At 51.6% G+C, this 14,637-nt stretch carries 14 protein-coding genes and 1 pseudogene; 8 read left to right on the top strand and 7 right to left on the bottom strand.

Annotated features, from left to right (window positions below; translation table 11 throughout):
* Nucleotides 1-33 precede the first annotated feature (33 nt).
* Nucleotides 34-798: a pyruvate dehydrogenase complex transcriptional repressor PdhR gene (gene pdhR, locus QUE34_RS00585; protein ID WP_000331776.1), complete on the bottom strand. Its 765-nt coding sequence runs from the start codon at nucleotides 796-798 to the stop codon at nucleotides 34-36.
* Between the two features lie 540 nt (nucleotides 799-1,338).
* On the opposite strand from pdhR, the gene aroP reads away from it, so the two are divergent.
* On the top strand, nucleotides 1,339-2,712 hold the full coding sequence (aroP, locus tag QUE34_RS00580; RefSeq protein WP_000969912.1) for an aromatic amino acid transporter AroP: 1,374 nt from the start codon (nucleotides 1,339-1,341) through the stop codon (nucleotides 2,710-2,712).
* A 42-nt stretch (nucleotides 2,713-2,754) separates the two neighbouring features.
* Here aroP and ampE read toward each other — a convergent pair whose 3' ends face one another.
* A complete protein-coding gene (gene ampE, locus QUE34_RS00575; RefSeq protein WP_000172005.1) occupies nucleotides 2,755-3,609 on the bottom strand; it encodes a beta-lactamase regulator AmpE in 855 nt (284 codons plus the stop codon).
* Complete coding sequence (gene ampD / locus QUE34_RS00570) at nucleotides 3,606-4,157, bottom strand: 1,6-anhydro-N-acetylmuramyl-L-alanine amidase AmpD (RefSeq protein WP_000923726.1); 552 nt, start codon at nucleotides 4,155-4,157, stop codon at nucleotides 3,606-3,608. Before ampD ends, ampE begins: the two co-directional genes overlap by 4 nt.
* A gap of 87 nt (nucleotides 4,158-4,244) precedes the next feature.
* Between ampD and nadC the strand changes: the two genes are divergently transcribed.
* From nadC to hofC, 4 genes and pseudogenes are all read left to right on the top strand, one after another.
* A complete protein-coding gene (gene nadC, locus QUE34_RS00565; RefSeq protein ID WP_032183211.1) occupies nucleotides 4,245-5,138 on the top strand; it encodes a carboxylating nicotinate-nucleotide diphosphorylase in 894 nt (297 codons plus the stop codon).
* Between the two features lie 202 nt (nucleotides 5,139-5,340).
* Nucleotides 5,341-5,781 carry a prepilin peptidase-dependent pilin gene (gene ppdD / locus QUE34_RS00560; protein ID WP_000360904.1) on the top strand — a complete coding sequence of 147 codons (441 nt, stop codon included), beginning with the start codon at nucleotides 5,341-5,343 and terminating at the stop codon, nucleotides 5,779-5,781.
* A gap of 9 nt (nucleotides 5,782-5,790) precedes the next feature.
* Nucleotides 5,791-7,176: pseudogene (gene gspE, locus QUE34_RS00555) on the top strand (type II secretion system protein GspE).
* Complete coding sequence (hofC, locus tag QUE34_RS00550; protein ID WP_032302387.1) at nucleotides 7,166-8,368, top strand: protein transport protein HofC; 1,203 nt, start codon at nucleotides 7,166-7,168, stop codon at nucleotides 8,366-8,368. Before gspE ends, hofC begins: the two are co-directional and overlap by 11 nt.
* 34 nt (nucleotides 8,369-8,402) lie before the next feature.
* Here the strand turns inward: hofC and guaC are convergent, their stop codons facing one another.
* Nucleotides 8,403-9,446, bottom strand: a complete 1,044-nt coding sequence (gene guaC, locus QUE34_RS00545; RefSeq protein WP_001217338.1) for a GMP reductase — start codon at nucleotides 9,444-9,446, stop codon at nucleotides 8,403-8,405.
* 155 nt (nucleotides 9,447-9,601) lie between these two features.
* Entirely contained in the window at nucleotides 9,602-9,646 is a 45-nt protein-coding gene (locus tag QUE34_RS00540; RefSeq protein ID WP_120795372.1) for a protein YacM, read from the bottom strand.
* A gap of 24 nt (nucleotides 9,647-9,670) precedes the next feature.
* Here QUE34_RS00540 and coaE point away from each other — a divergent pair, with 24 nt between their 5' ends.
* Genes coaE through yacG form a run of 3 tightly spaced genes read left to right on the top strand, consistent with a single transcriptional unit; the run spans nucleotide 9,671 to nucleotide 11,241 of the window.
* Entirely contained in the window at nucleotides 9,671-10,291 is a 621-nt protein-coding gene (gene coaE / locus QUE34_RS00535) for a dephospho-CoA kinase (RefSeq protein ID WP_001269517.1), read from the top strand.
* Nucleotides 10,291-11,034 carry a cell division protein ZapD gene (zapD, locus tag QUE34_RS00530; RefSeq protein ID WP_001194743.1) on the top strand — a complete coding sequence of 248 codons (744 nt, stop codon included), beginning with the start codon at nucleotides 10,291-10,293 and terminating at the stop codon, nucleotides 11,032-11,034. Before coaE ends, zapD begins: the two co-directional genes overlap by 1 nt.
* 9 nt (nucleotides 11,035-11,043) lie before the next feature.
* Nucleotides 11,044-11,241, top strand: coding sequence for a DNA gyrase inhibitor YacG (yacG, locus tag QUE34_RS00525; protein WP_000005042.1), 198 nt, complete (start codon nucleotides 11,044-11,046; stop codon nucleotides 11,239-11,241).
* 201 nt (nucleotides 11,242-11,442) lie between these two features.
* On the opposite strand, the gene mutT is transcribed toward yacG, so the two are convergent.
* Together mutT and secA are read right to left on the bottom strand one after the other, a co-directional pair.
* Nucleotides 11,443-11,841 carry an 8-oxo-dGTP diphosphatase MutT gene (mutT, locus tag QUE34_RS00520; protein WP_000736034.1) on the bottom strand — a complete coding sequence of 133 codons (399 nt, stop codon included), beginning with the start codon at nucleotides 11,839-11,841 and terminating at the stop codon, nucleotides 11,443-11,445.
* Nucleotides 11,842-11,900: 59 nt separating this feature from the next.
* Nucleotides 11,901-14,606, bottom strand: a complete 2,706-nt coding sequence (gene secA, locus QUE34_RS00515; RefSeq protein WP_000905777.1) for a preprotein translocase subunit SecA — start codon at nucleotides 14,604-14,606, stop codon at nucleotides 11,901-11,903.
* Between the last annotated feature and the right edge of the window lie 31 nt (nucleotides 14,607-14,637).

Here is a 14,637-nt window from a genome sequence, read left to right as displayed (position 1 = left end):
ACATCTTCTGGATAATTTTTACCAGAAAAATCACTAATTCTTTCGTTGTTCCAGACGACGCAGAGAACGCTCACGGCGGCTCTCTTCACGGCTTCTGTCGAGCAAAATTTCTTCGATAAATGCCAGATGGCGATGCGATGCTTCGCGCGCTTCTTCCGGCTTACCGGCCATAATCGCTTCGAATATGCGGGTGCGGTGACTACTCACCAGCGGCAGCATCTCGCGACGCGAATAGAGCAATTCGAAGTTCTGACGGACATTCTGAGCCAACATCGGCTCCATACACCTTAGCAGATGAAGCAGAACTACATTGTGGGCTGCTTCGGTGACGGCAATCTGATACTGGAGGACGGCGTTTGATTCCGCGTCCAGATCGCCAGACTGCTGCGCCAGCTCTATGGCGTGGTGGAGTTCACGGATGCGTTCCTTGTCTTCATCGGTACTACGCAGCGCGGCGTAATAGGCAGCGATACCTTCCAGGGCGTGTCGTGTTTCGAGCAAGTCATACTGTGATTCAGGATGGTCGGAGAGCAGCTCCACCAGCGGATCGCTGAAACTTTGCCAGAGGCTGCTCTGAACAAAAGTGCCGCCACCCTGGCGACGAAGCAACAAGCCCTTTGCTTCGAGACGTTGAATCGCCTCACGCAAGGAGGGACGGGAGACGTCGAACTGTTTCGCCAGTTCGCGTTCCGGTGGGAGTTTTTCGCCCGGGCGGAGTGTGCCTTCGAGGATCAAAAACTCCAGTTGCTGCTCAATCACATCGGAGAGTTTTGGTTGGCGGATTTTGCTGTAGGCCATGAGTTCCTGTCTTAAGCCACTTGCCGAAGTCAATTGGTCTTACCAATTTCATGTCTGTGACGCTAAAGTAACAAAGTATTCACCTTATGTCCATACAGGTTTTGATTGAAATCATGAAACTGTGCACATTTTAACAACTTGACATATATAACGTTTCAAAGTTGTAACTATGCACAAATGTAGACTTTACGTAGGAAAGGAATTTTTTAACGATTATTAAACTATAAAAATCCGAATTGAACCGATTCACTTACCAATTTATCGGTTTTTAATTCAATAAAATTGAATTTATATTCATTTTGTATGTTGAGGGGATTTGAGGCTGACCTTTACAAACGGTTCCTTTTTAAGCAACTCATCTTCAACCATGCATAAAGCGGGTGCATTCGCTGCCGCATACCATTATTCTTTATCTGACGGAAGTCCTTTTGTAACAATTCAAACGCCTTTGATGTAAACAAATTAATACAACAAACGGAATTGCAAACTTACACACGCATCACTGCGTAGATCAAAAAAACAATCACCGCACGAGGTTTCATGATGGAAGGTCAACAGCACGGCGAGCAGCTAAAGCGCGGCCTTAAAAACCGCCATATTCAGCTTATCGCGCTGGGTGGCGCGATAGGGACAGGGCTATTCCTGGGTAGCGCCTCCGTAATACAGTCCGCAGGGCCAGGGATTATCCTGGGTTACGCCATTGCTGGTTTTATCGCCTTTCTGATCATGCGTCAGCTGGGTGAAATGGTGGTCGAAGAACCTGTCGCAGGCTCCTTTAGCCACTTTGCTTATAAATACTGGGGCAGCTTTGCTGGCTTCGCCTCTGGCTGGAACTACTGGGTACTGTACGTTTTAGTTGCCATGGCAGAGCTTACTGCTGTGGGTAAATACATTCAGTTCTGGTATCCAGAAATCCCCACCTGGGTTTCTGCCGCCGTATTCTTTGTGGTGATCAACGCCATCAACCTGACCAACGTAAAAGTGTTTGGTGAGATGGAGTTCTGGTTTGCCATTATCAAAGTTATCGCGGTGGTAGCGATGATCATCTTCGGCGGCTGGCTGCTATTCAGCGGCAACGGCGGCCCGCAGGCGAGCGTTAGCAACCTGTGGGATCAGGGCGGTTTCCTGCCGCACGGCTTCACCGGGCTGGTGATGATGATGGCGATTATCATGTTCTCGTTCGGTGGTCTGGAACTGGTGGGGATCACCGCAGCAGAAGCTGATAACCCGGAGCAAAGCATTCCAAAAGCGACTAACCAGGTTATCTACCGCATCCTGATTTTCTATATTGGTTCGTTAGCCGTTCTGCTCTCGCTGATGCCATGGACCCGCGTTACCGCTGATACCAGTCCGTTTGTACTGATCTTCCACGAATTGGGCGATACCTTTGTGGCGAATGCGCTAAACATCGTAGTACTGACTGCTGCGCTCTCCGTGTACAACAGCTGCGTATATTGCAACAGCCGTATGCTATTTGGGCTGGCACAACAGGGCAACGCGCCAAAAGCGCTAGCGTCTGTCGACAAACGCGGCGTACCGGTTAACACCATTCTGGTTTCCGCGCTGGTTACAGCATTGTGCGTGCTGATTAACTACCTTGCACCGGAATCCGCATTCGGACTGTTAATGGCACTGGTAGTATCTGCACTCGTGATCAACTGGGCGATGATCAGCCTGGCGCATATGAAATTCCGTCGCGCCAAGCAGGAACAAGGTGTGGTAACTCGCTTCCCTGCTCTGCTTTATCCGCTGGGTAACTGGATCTGCCTGCTGTTTATGGCGGCGGTACTGGTGATTATGCTGATGACCCCAGGAATGGCGATTTCGGTATACCTGATCCCGGTATGGCTGATCGTGTTAGGTATCGGCTATCTGTTTAAAGAGAAAACCGCCAAAGCCGTAAAAGCGCATTAATCTCTCTACGCCCTCACCCGTGCTGGGTGAGGGCGACAATCTTTACACCAACGCCCCGTAAATCGTCAGTAGCGCAATTACCACCACGACCACGAACGAGGTTTTCTTCGCCATGGAAACCGCTGCCTTCGGCGTCTCCACCTTATCGACATGCGGTTCACGCGCCAGAGAGAACTGTGCCAGACGTGTTAATACCTGATATTGCGAAGTATGGAAATCACCCAGCGAAGCAAACCAGGCCGGTAACGCTTTCTCCCCATGACCGATCAAGGCATATACCACACCCGCAAGACGAACCGGCACCCAATCCAGTACATGAAGCACGGCATCAATGCCGGACTGTAAACGATGATGCGGCGTCTGGTAACGCGCCAGCCAGTATTGCCATGCACGCAAAAACGCATACCCCATCAGCGTAACGGGTCCCCAGGTTCCCCCCACAATCAGCCAGAACAACGGAGCAAGATAAAAACGAAAGTTAATCCACAGCAATGCATTTTGCAGCTCACGCAAATACTCACGTTCATCGCAGCCTGCCGGGACGCCGTGAATCATGGTGAGTTCGCCAGCCATCGTGGCACGGGCATGGCTATCATTACGTGAAGCAGCTGTCAGATAAGCATGATAATGAAGACGAACTTTACCTGCGCCAATACACAGCAAACCAATCAGCAGCCACACCAGCAGCGTGGGAACGTTGAACAATACTCCCTGCAATGCGCGTAACAGTAAAAAAGTCACGCCCATCGCAATAATGGTCATGCCTAATGTGCGCCCGAGAGAAAAATGTTTCACCCGCCGGAAGAACGCCTCAAGACGATGATCAAGCTGCCAGTGCTCGCCCAGCTTAAACAGGCGCTCGAAAATTAACACCAATAGGGTTGTAAACAGCGTCATGTTGTCTCCTTGCTGACCAGGGCGCGAAACCGTGCCCAATCAAAGGCGGGGCCGGGATCGGTTTTCCGATCCGGCGCAATATCACAATGGCCCGTCATGTTATTAGCGATATCTGGATAGCGATCAATCAGTGCCCGCGTAACCGCCGCAAGCTGTTGATACTGCGCATCGGTATACGCCAGCGTATCGGTGCCTTCCAGCTCAATCCCAATAGAAAAATCATTGCAGCGTTCGCGCCCCTGATACTGAGAGACTCCGGCATGCCAGGCACGTTTATCGAAAGGAACATACTGGACTATTTCACCATCGCGGCGAATCAAACAGTGAGCGGAGACGCGCAAATGGGCGATCTCAGCAAAGAAAGGATGTGCCTGCGGATCAATAGTTCCAGTGAATAATGCGTCGATCCACGGACCGCCAAACTCGCCTGGCGGCAGGCTAATATTGTGCACCACCAGCAGGGTGGGTGTTTCGTCATCCGGGCGGCAATCGTAATGTGGTGAGGGAACGCGGCGCGCGCCAACCAGCCACCCCTGTTCTAACAACATGCAGGATCTCCTTATATGTGGTGCTAATACCCGGTTCAGAGTAGCATGTTTCTACCTTATGATTCGTTAGCTATCTGGAGTTTTAACATGCCGCCTCGCCGCTATAACCCTGACACCCGACGTGACGAGCTGCTGGAACGCATTAATCTCGATATCCCCGGCGCGGTGGCCCAGGCGCTGCGGGAAGATTTAGGCGGAACAGTCGATGCCAACAATGACATTACGGCAAAACTTTTACCGGAAAACTCTCGCTCTCATGCCACAGTGATCACACGCGAGAATGGCGTATTTTGCGGCAAACGCTGGGTTGAAGAGGTGTTTATTCAACTGGCAGGCGACGATGTCACCATAATCTGGCATGTGGATGACGGCGATGTCATCAACGCCAAACAACCCTTGTTCGAACTTGAAGGCCCATCCCGCGTGCTGTTAACGGGCGAACGCACTGCACTTAATTTTGTGCAAACCCTTTCAGGGGTTGCCAGTAAGGTACGCCACTATGTCGAATTACTGGAGGGCACCAACACGCAGTTGTTGGATACGCGCAAAACCTTACCCGGCCTGCGTTCAGCTCTGAAATACGCGGTACTTTGCGGCGGCGGAGCGAATCACCGCCTGGGGCTTTCTGATGCCTTCCTGATCAAAGAAAACCATATTATTGCCTCCGGCTCAGTGCGCCAGGCGGTCGAAAAAGCGTCCTGGCTGCACCCAGATGCGCCAGTAGAAGTCGAAGTAGAGAATCTGGAAGAACTTGATGAAGCCCTGAAAGCAGGTGCCGATATCATCATGCTGGATAACTTCGAAACAGAACAGATGCGCGAAGCCGTCAAACGCACCAACGGCAAGGCGCTACTGGAAGTGTCTGGCAACGTCACTGACAAAACACTGCGCGAATTTGCCGAAACGGGCGTGGACTTTATCTCCGTCGGTGCGCTAACTAAACACGTACAGGCACTCGACCTTTCAATGCGTTTTCGCTGATTGCTGACAGATTTATCCGCTCCATCGCGGGCGGATAATCTCCCCTTTCCCAACTTTCTTCGTAACGCCTCGCAAATTTCTTGTCTTTCGCTGCAACGTAATAAAAAACTCCGGAAGCTGCTTTCCCGTTTCGTTTTTTGCCCCTCGCTTGTGCTGATGGCGTTTGCCAAAGTAGCGCCAACCAAATCAAGGAGCGAAACAAATGGACAAGCAACGCGGTTTTACACTTATCGAACTGATGGTGGTTATTGGCATCATTGCCATTTTAAGCGCCATTGGTATTCCCGCTTATCAAAACTACCTGCGCAAAGCCGCACTCACCGACATGCTACAAACCTTTGTGCCTTACCGTACCGCCGTAGAGTTGTGCGCGCTGGAACATGGTGGATTAGATACCTGCGACGGTGGCAGCAATGGCATTCCCTCGCCTACCACCACCCGCTATGTTTCAGCCATGAGTGTGGCAAAGGGCGTGGTGTCGCTGACCGGGCAAGAAAGTCTCAATGGGCTAAGCGTCGTCATGACACCGGGTTGGGATAACGCAAACGGCGTCACCGGCTGGACGCGCAACTGCAATATTCAAAGTGACAGCGCATTGCAGCAAGCCTGCGAAGATGTCTTTCGCTTTGATGACGCCAACTAAGGAGCGGCAATGAATATTCCACAGCTCACCGCCCTGTGTCTGCGTTATCAGGGAGTCTTGCTGGATGCCAGCGAAGAGGTGGTTCATGTTGCGGTGGTCGATGCCCCTTCGCATGAGCTACTGGACGCATTGCATTTCGCTACCACCAAACGTATTGAGATCACCTGCTGGACGCGCCAACAAATGGAAGGTCACGCCAGTCGCACCCAACAGACATTGCCCGTAGCTATTCATGAGAAGCATCAGCCCAAAGCAGAGTTGCTGACTCGAACGTTACAATCTGCGCTGGAACAACGCGCGTCTGATATTCATATCGAACCAGCGGACAATGCCTACCGCATCCGCTTGCGTATCGACGGTGTATTGCATCCTTTACCGGATGTTTTACCGGATGCCGGAGTCGCATTAACCGCCAGATTAAAAGTGCTGGGCAACCTGGATATTGCGGAACATCGCCTGCCGCAGGACGGGCAATTCACTGTCGAACTGGCAGGAAACGCCGTCTCATTTCGTATTGCGACCTTACCATGCTAGGGTGGTGAAAAGGTGGTATTAAGGTTGTTACAGCAGGTGAGCCAGGCACTGGATATCAACACGCTGGGGATGCAGCCGTTACAACTGGCGGACTTTGCTCATGCCTTGCAACAACCACAGGGACTGGTGCTGGTAACTGGCCCTACAGGCAGCGGCAAAACGGTCACGCTTTATAGTGCCCTGCAAACGCTGAATACCGCTGACATTAATATTTGTAGCGTCGAAGATCCGGTTGAGATCCCCATAGCCGGACTAAACCAGACGCAAATCCATCCGCGTGCCGGTCTTACCTTTCAGGGCGTTTTGCGTGCGTTATTGCGCCAGGACCCTGACGTCATCATGATCGGAGAGATCCGCGATGGCGAAACAGCAGAGATCGCTATTAAAGCGGCGCAAACCGGTCACCTGGTGTTGTCTACCCTACACACCAATTCCACCACTGAAACGCTGGTACGTTTACAGCAAATGGGAGTCGCCCGCTGGATGCTCTCATCGGCGCTTACGCTGGTAATAGCCCAGCGTCTGGTACGTAAACTTTGCCCACATTGTCGCCTGCAGCAAGGGGAGCCCATCCATATTCCAGACAATGTATGGCCGTCGCCGCTGCCCCGCTGGCAAGCACCCGGTTGTGTACATTGCTACCACGGTTTTTATGGTCGCACGGCCTTATTTGAAGTTCTGCCCATAACACCGTTCATACGTCAGCTTATTTCCGCTAATACCGACGTTGAATCGCTGGAAACGCACGCCCGACAGGCGGGTATGCGAACGCTTTTTGAAAACGGCTGCCTGGCCGTGGAGCAAGGCTTAACCACCTTTGAAGAGTTAATCCGCGTATTGGGAATGCCGCATGGCGAGTAAGCAACTCTGGCGCTGGCGTGGCATAACCGGCGACGGCAATGCGCAAGATGGGATGCTATGGGCAGAGAGCCGTGCTTTGCTGCTCATAGCACTACAGCAACAGATGGTTACCCCACTTAGCCTGAAGCGAATCGCCATCAATTCTGCGCAGTGGCGAGGAGATAAAAGCGCGGAAGTCATTCATCAACTGGCGACGCTACTCAAAGCCGGGTTAACGCTTTCTGAAGGGCTGGCACTGCTGGCGGAACAGCATCCCAGTAAGCAATGGCAAGCGTTGCTGCAATCGCTGGCGCACGATCTCGAACAGGGCATTGCTTTTTCCAATGCCTTATTACCCTGGTCAGAGGTATTTCCGCCGCTCTATCAGGCAATGATCCGCACGGGGGAATTGACTGGTAAGTTAGATGAATGTTGCTTTGAACTTGCTCGTCAGCAAAAAGCCCAACGTCAGTTAGCCGATAAAGTGAAATCAGCGTTGCGTTATCCCATCATCATTTTAGCGATGGCAATCATGGTGGTTGTGGCAATGCTGCATTTTGTACTGCCGGAGTTTGCTGCTATCTACAAGACCTTTAACACCCCATTACCGGCGCTAACGCAGGGGATCATGACGCTGGCAGACTTTAGTGGCGAATGGGGCTGGCTGCTGCTGTTGTTCGGCTTACTGCTGGCAATAGCCAATAAGTTGCTGATGCGCCGCCCGACCTGGCTTATCGCGCGGCAGAAATGGCTGTTACGCATCCCGATTATGGGTTCACTGATGCGGGGACAAAAACTCACGCAGATCTTTACGATTCTGGCGCTGACTCAAAGTGCAGGCATTACTTTTTTACAGGGCGTAGAGAGCGTCAGAGAAACAATGCGCTGCCCGTACTGGGAGCAACTTCTGACACAAATCCAGCACGATATCAGTAACGGTCATCCTATCTGGCTGGCGCTAAAAAATGCCGGTGAGTTTAGCCCGCTCTGTTTGCAATTAGTGAGAACAGGAGAGGCATCCGGTTCGCTGGATCTCATGTTAGACAACCTCGCCCGTCATCATCGGGATAACACCATGGCGCTGGCGGATAACCTTGCAGCCTTGCTCGAACCGGTGTTGCTGGTCATAACGGGAGGAATTATCGGTACGCTAGTGGTGGCAATGTATTTGCCAATTTTCCATTTAGGCGATGCGATGAGTGGGATGGGATAACGCTGGCGTGTTACTCCACGCCAGCATTGGGAGATTACAGATTGTTGAAGATGCGGTTTTCTTGTTCCTGTACACGGATAAACGTAGTGCGCTTGGTCAGCTCTTTCAGGCGTGAAGCCCCAACGTATGTACAAGCTGAACGCAGGCCGCCCAAAATATCACGCGCGGTATTTTCAACCGGGCCTCGCAGCGGCAGCTTAACGGTTTTACCTTCTGCTGCGCGATATTCCGCAACGCCGCCAACGTGACGTTTCATCGCAGACTCGGAGCTCATGCCGTAGAACAGCATAAATTTCTCGCCGTTCTCCTCAACGATGCGACCGCCGCTCTCTTCGTGGCCCGCCAGCATGCCGCCAAGCATGACGAAATCGGCACCGCCGCCAAAGGCTTTCGCGACATCGCCCGGCGTGGTGCAGCCACCGTCGCTGACGATCATTCCGCCCAGACCATGCGCAGCATCGGCACATTCGATCACCGCAGAAAGTTGCGGATAACCGACGCCTGTTTTGACGCGAGTTGTACAAACAGAACCGGGGCCAATGCCAACTTTAACGATATCAGCACCGGAGAGGATAAGCTCCTCACACATTTCACCTGTCACGACGTTGCCAGCACAAATGGTTTTGGTCGGCCACGCTTCACGCGCTTTCGCAACGAACTGCACGAAGTGTTCAGAATAACCATTCGCCACATCAATACAAACGAAGTTTAATGCCGGGTTCAGGTCGAGAATCTGTTTAGTTTTTTCGAAATCCGCATCAGACGTACCGGTAGAAACCATCACATGTTTCAGCACATCAGCGGAAGAATTGTTGATAAACGCTTGCCACTCTTCGACAGAATAGTGTTTATGCACAGCAGTCAGAATATCAAAAGAAGCCAGCGCAGAGGCCATAGAAAATGTGCCTACGGTGTCCATATTTGCGGCAATAATCGGCACGCCGGACCAGCTCTGACCTGAATGTTTAAAGGTGAATTGACGTTCCAGTTCAACATCGGAACGGCTTTTAAGAGTGGAGCGTTTAGGGCGGATGAGAACGTCTTTAAAACCTAACTTCAGATCTTCTTCAATACGCATGTGCGGATTCCTGGGGTTAATGGCTATAAGGGTAAGAGCGCAACTCCAGTGACGCTATCATACGCACTAATCAATGCGGCGCAAGACTGCGAAATTGTCTTTTTTTACGCTACAATCCCATAAATTTACCTGGTAAATAGTGAGCGAACGTTTCATCAATTTCGCTTTCGTGCGCTCATTTTTAACGTTTTGATAATCATGATGAATTCCCGGGAATATAAATTATGAGGTATATAGTTGCCTTAACGGGAGGCATTGGCAGTGGCAAGAGTACCGTTGCCAATGCGTTTGCTGATCTCGGAATTAACGTCATTGATGCCGATATTATTGCGCGTCAGGTGGTTGAACCAGGTGCACCTGCGCTACATGCCATTGCTGATCACTTTGGCGCTAACATGATTGCTGCTGATGGAACATTGCAGCGCCGGGCCTTGCGCGAGCGGATTTTCGCCAACCCGGAAGAGAAAAACTGGCTTAACGCCCTGCTGCATCCGCTGATTCAGCAAGAGACGCAACACCAGATCCAGCAAGCAACTTCCCCCTATGTACTGTGGGTTGTGCCATTGCTGGTAGAAAACTCATTGTATAAAAAAGCGAATCGAGTGCTGGTGGTGGATGTCAGCCCAGAAACGCAACTTAAGCGCACCATGCAGCGCGATGATGTCACTCGCGAGCATGTCGAACAAATCCTTGCTGCTCAGGCACCGCGCGAAGCTCGCCTTGCCGTGGCAGATGACGTCATTGATAATAACGGCGCACCGGATGCTATCGCATCGGATGTTGCCCGCCTGCACGCACACTATTTGCAGCTTGCGTCGCAGTTTGTCTCACAGGAAAAACCGTAATGCAGACCCAGGTCCTTTTTGAACATCCACTAAATGAAAAAATGCGTACATGGCTGCGCATTGAGTTTTTGATTCAGCAACTCACCGTTAATCTACCCGTCGTTGACTACGCTGGCGCTCTGCATTTCTTCCGCAATGTCAGTGAATTACTGGATGTTTTCGAGCGCGGCGAAGTCCGTACTGAGCTGTTGAAAGAACTTGACCGCCAGCAGCGCAAACTCCAGACCTGGATTGGCGTGCCTGGCGTTGACCAGAGCCGCATTGAAGCATTAATTCAGCAGTTAAAAGCGGCGGGGAGCGTATTAATTTCCGCGCCGCGTATCGGGCAATTTCTGCGTGAAGATCGTTTGATTGCTCTGGTGCGTCAGCGACTGAGCATCCCAGGCGGCTGTTGTAGCTTTGATTTACCTACATTGCACATTTGGCTGCATCTACCCCAGGCGCAGCGCGACAGCCAGGTAGAAACCTGGATTGCCAGCCTGAACCCGCTCACCCAGGCACTTACCATGGTGCTGGATTTAATTCGCCAGTCGGCCCCCTTCCGTAAACAAACCAGCCTGAATGGTTTTTATCAGGATAACGGTGGCGATGCCGACTTGCTGCGCCTGAATCTGTCGCTCGATTCACAGCTTTATCCGCAAATTTCCGGTCATAAGAGCCGTTTTGCCATTCGTTTTATGCCGCTGGATAGTGAAAACGGACAGGTACCGGAACGTCTGGATTTCGAACTGGCCTGTTGCTAAGGAGTAAAAATGTCAGAAACTATTACGGTGAATTGCCCAACCTGCGGGAAAACGGTGGTGTGGGGTGAAATCAGCCCGTTTCGGCCATTTTGTTCCAAACGTTGCCAGCTGATCGACCTCGGAGAATGGGCTGCTGAAGAAAAGCGAATCCCCAGCAGTGGCGATCTTTCCGAAAGCGATGACTGGAGCGAAGAGCCAAAGCAGTGACATTTTATCTGATGCGACGCTGGCCTGATAAGACGCGGGCAGCGTCGCATCAGGCATCGTGTGCAAATGTCGGATGCGGCGGGAACGCCTTATCCGACCTACAAGACCTTACATATCAACGTGTTAAAATTGTAGATGCTGATAAGACGCGCCAGCGTCGCATCGGGCATCTTGTGCAAATGTTGGATGCGGCATAAACGCCTATCCGACATACACACGCTTAAGCTTCGCAAGTACCGGTTCATTGGCTGGCGGAAAATCATCGGCATTCAGACCGACCAGCGACATCCACTCACCGGGTTGCCCTTCTTTACCCCACGGCTCCCCTTCCCAGCTTTCGACCAGCCAGAACCACAGTGTTATATGCCTGTCCGGGAATTCATATTCCAGTTTTTCAAATAGCGAATAATGTTGTGGGGTAATCCCGACTTCTTCCTGAAGTTCACGCACCACCGCCTGTTCCGGCGTTTCGCCCATTTCAATTTTACCGCCAGGAAACTCCAGTTTATTCGCCATGTGCGCATCTGCGGCGCGACGGGTTATAAAGATTTCATTGTTCTCGTTGCGAATAATACCTACCGCAATTTGCAGCTTTTTCATTGTCTTAAACCTATAAAAAAGGCGCAGAATCCTGCGCCTTTTACTTCAACTGTTAGCTTTTATTGCAGGCGACCGTGGCACTGCTTGTATTTTTTACCAGAACCGCACGGACAAGGATCATTACGTCCAACTTTGCGTTCACCGGTTTGTGCCGCCAGTGCAGCTGCGGCTGCAGAGTCGTCATCCTGATGGCTAAGCTGCTGCATTTGCGCTAAACGCTCGGCTTCCATACGACGCTGTTGTTCCAGCTCCTCAACCTCTTCAGGCATACGTACCTGGACTTTGCTCAGCGTGCTGATGACTTCATATTTCAGCGACTCCAGCATCGCTGCAAACATGGAGAACGATTCACGTTTGTATTCCTGCTTCGGATCTTTCTGTGCATAGCCACGCAGGTGGATACCTTGACGCAGATAATCCATCGCCGCCAGGTGCTCTTTCCACAGGGAGTCAAGCGTTTGCAGCATGACGCCTTTCTCGAAGTGACGCATCATCTCAGCGCCAACCACTTCTTCTTTACGCTGATACACTTCGATGGACTGCGCCAGAATACGCTCACGCAGCGTCTCTTCATGCAGTTCTGGCTCTTTGTCCAGCCACTCGGCAATCGGCAAATCGAGGTCGAAATCGTTCTTCAGACGTTCCTGCAGCCCCGGAATATCCCACATTTCTTCCAGCGACTGCGGCGGAATGTAGGCATCGATGGTCGCTTTGAACACATCTTCACGAATGCTGTTGATGGTATCGCTCACATCGCTGACATCCAGCAGTTCATTACGCTGGGAATAAATAGCGCGACGCTGATCGTTAGCCACGTCATCATATTCCAGCAGTTGCTTACGAATATCGAAGTTACGGCTTTCAACTTTACGCTGAGCGTTGGCAATCGCTTTTGTCACCCACGGGTGCTCGATGGCTTCGCCTGGTTTCATACCCAGTTTACGCATCATGCCGGAAACACGGTCAGAAGCAAAAATACGCATCAGCGCATCTTCCATCGACAGGTAGAAACGGGAAGAACCGGCATCCCCCTGGCGCCCAGAACGACCGCGTAACTGGTTATCGATACGACGAGATTCGTGACGTTCTGTACCGATGATATGCAGACCACCTGCAGCCAGTACCGCATCGTGACGCACCTGCCAGTCGGCTTTGATTTTTTCAATTTGCTCTGCGGTCGGATTTTCCAGCGCGGCAACTTCTGCCTGCCAGCTACCACCGAGCACAATATCTGTACCACGACCCGCCATGTTAGTCGCGATAGTCACCGCCGCCGGATAACCCGCTTGTGCAACAATCGCTGCTTCGTTAGCGTGGAATTTGGCGTTCAGAACGTTGTGTTTGATACCGGCTTTGGTCAGTTCGTTTGACACCAGCTCAGATTTTTCGATGGAGATAGTACCCACCAGCACCGGCTGGCCTTTCGCAGTACGTTCTTTGATATCTTCAATGATCGCCTGAATTTTTTCCGCTTCAGTCATGTAGACCAGGTCCGGCAGATCTTTACGAATCATTGGACGGTTGGTCGGAACAACGACGGTATCCAGCTTATAGATGGAGCTGAATTCGAAAGCTTCGGTATCAGCAGTACCGGTCATCCCCGCCAGTTTTTCATACAGACGGAAGTAGTTCTGGAAGGTGATCGACGCCAGCGTCTGGTTTTCGTTCTGGATCTGTACACCTTCTTTCGCTTCCACTGCCTGATGCAGGCCATCGGACCAACGACGTCCCTGCATGGTACGACCGGTGTGTTCGTCAACGATGATAACTTCACCATCTTTAACGATGTAGTCGACGTCTCGGGTAAACAGCGCATGAGCGCGCAGCGCCGCCGTTACGTGGTGCATCAGCATGATGTTGGCCGGAGAGTACAGAGACTCCCCTTCATCCATGATGCCTTCTTTCACCAGCAGTTCTTCAATCAGCACCAGACCACGTTCGGTCAGGTTCACCTGGCGAGATTTTTCGTCCACCGAGAAGTGGCCTTCGCCCTGGAAGGTTTCGGAGTCTTCTTTTTCCTGACGGATCAGGTGCGGAATAATTTTATTCACGCGTTTATACATTTCCGAGCTGTCTTCTGCCGGGCCGGAAATGATCAGCGGTGTACGCGCTTCATCGATCAGGATGGAGTCCACTTCGTCCACCAGCGCATAGTGCAGTTTACGCTGTACACGTTCTTCAGGGCTGAACGCCATGTTATCGCGCAGGTAGTCAAAGCCGTATTCGTTGTTCGTACCGTAAGTGATGTCAGCTGCGTAAGCTTCACGCTTCGCCGGTGCTGGCATACCCGGCAGGTTGATACCGACTGTCAGGCCGAGGAATTCAAACAGCGGACGGTTGTTTTCGGCGTCACGTTGCGCCAGGTAGTCGTTGACGGTAACAACGTGTACGCCCTTACCGGTTAATGCGTTCAGGTAAGCAGGCAGCGTTGCGGTCAGGGTTTTACCTTCACCGGTACGCATTTCCGCGATGCAGCGTTCGTTAAGAACCATACCGCCGAGTAACTGAACGTCGAAGTGACGCATACCAAAGACGCGCTTACTTGCCTCACGCACTACAGCGAAAGCTTCTGGGATCAGATTTTCCAGCACTTCGCCTTTTTCCAGACGTGCACGAAACTCTGCAGTTTTCCCTTTAAGTTCTTCGTCGGAGAGTTTTTCCATCTCCGGTTCCATGGCATTGATAATGTTGACGACTTTGCGCATCCGGCGCAGGGTGCGATCGTTACGACTACCGAAAACTTTAGTTAATAATTTGATTAGCATAATAAAATCTCAAACGCCCCGTGTTGCGGAG

The organism is Escherichia sp. KS167_9B, from assembly GCF_030295215.1.
Taxonomy (GTDB): Bacteria; Pseudomonadota; Gammaproteobacteria; order Enterobacterales; family Enterobacteriaceae; genus Escherichia; species Escherichia coli_F.
This window is presented reverse-complemented; position numbering and strand designations above follow the sequence as displayed.

What these genes read in the sequence shown, in the direction of transcription:
- ampE (WP_000172005.1), bottom strand. Translation starts at nt 3,609, where the DNA reads ATGACGCTGTTTACAACCCTATTGGTGTTAATTTTCGAGCGCCTGTTT.
- yacG (WP_000005042.1), top strand. Translation starts at nt 11,044, where the DNA reads ATGTCAGAAACTATTACGGTGAATTGCCCAACCTGCGGGAAAACGGTG.
- zapD (WP_001194743.1), top strand. Translation starts at nt 10,291, where the DNA reads ATGCAGACCCAGGTCCTTTTTGAACATCCACTAAATGAAAAAATGCGT.
- coaE (WP_001269517.1), top strand. Translation starts at nt 9,671, where the DNA reads ATGAGGTATATAGTTGCCTTAACGGGAGGCATTGGCAGTGGCAAGAGT.
- guaC (WP_001217338.1), bottom strand. Translation starts at nt 9,446, where the DNA reads ATGCGTATTGAAGAAGATCTGAAGTTAGGTTTTAAAGACGTTCTCATC.
- mutT (WP_000736034.1), bottom strand. Translation starts at nt 11,841, where the DNA reads ATGAAAAAGCTGCAAATTGCGGTAGGTATTATTCGCAACGAGAACAAT.
- aroP (WP_000969912.1), top strand. Translation starts at nt 1,339, where the DNA reads ATGATGGAAGGTCAACAGCACGGCGAGCAGCTAAAGCGCGGCCTTAAA.
- ampD (WP_000923726.1), bottom strand. Translation starts at nt 4,157, where the DNA reads ATGTTGTTAGAACAGGGGTGGCTGGTTGGCGCGCGCCGCGTTCCCTCA.
- nadC (WP_032183211.1), top strand. Translation starts at nt 4,245, where the DNA reads ATGCCGCCTCGCCGCTATAACCCTGACACCCGACGTGACGAGCTGCTG.
- secA (WP_000905777.1), bottom strand. Translation starts at nt 14,606, where the DNA reads ATGCTAATCAAATTATTAACTAAAGTTTTCGGTAGTCGTAACGATCGC.
- hofC (WP_032302387.1), top strand. Translation starts at nt 7,166, where the DNA reads ATGGCGAGTAAGCAACTCTGGCGCTGGCGTGGCATAACCGGCGACGGC.
- pdhR (WP_000331776.1), bottom strand. Translation starts at nt 798, where the DNA reads ATGGCCTACAGCAAAATCCGCCAACCAAAACTCTCCGATGTGATTGAG.
- ppdD (WP_000360904.1), top strand. Translation starts at nt 5,341, where the DNA reads ATGGACAAGCAACGCGGTTTTACACTTATCGAACTGATGGTGGTTATT.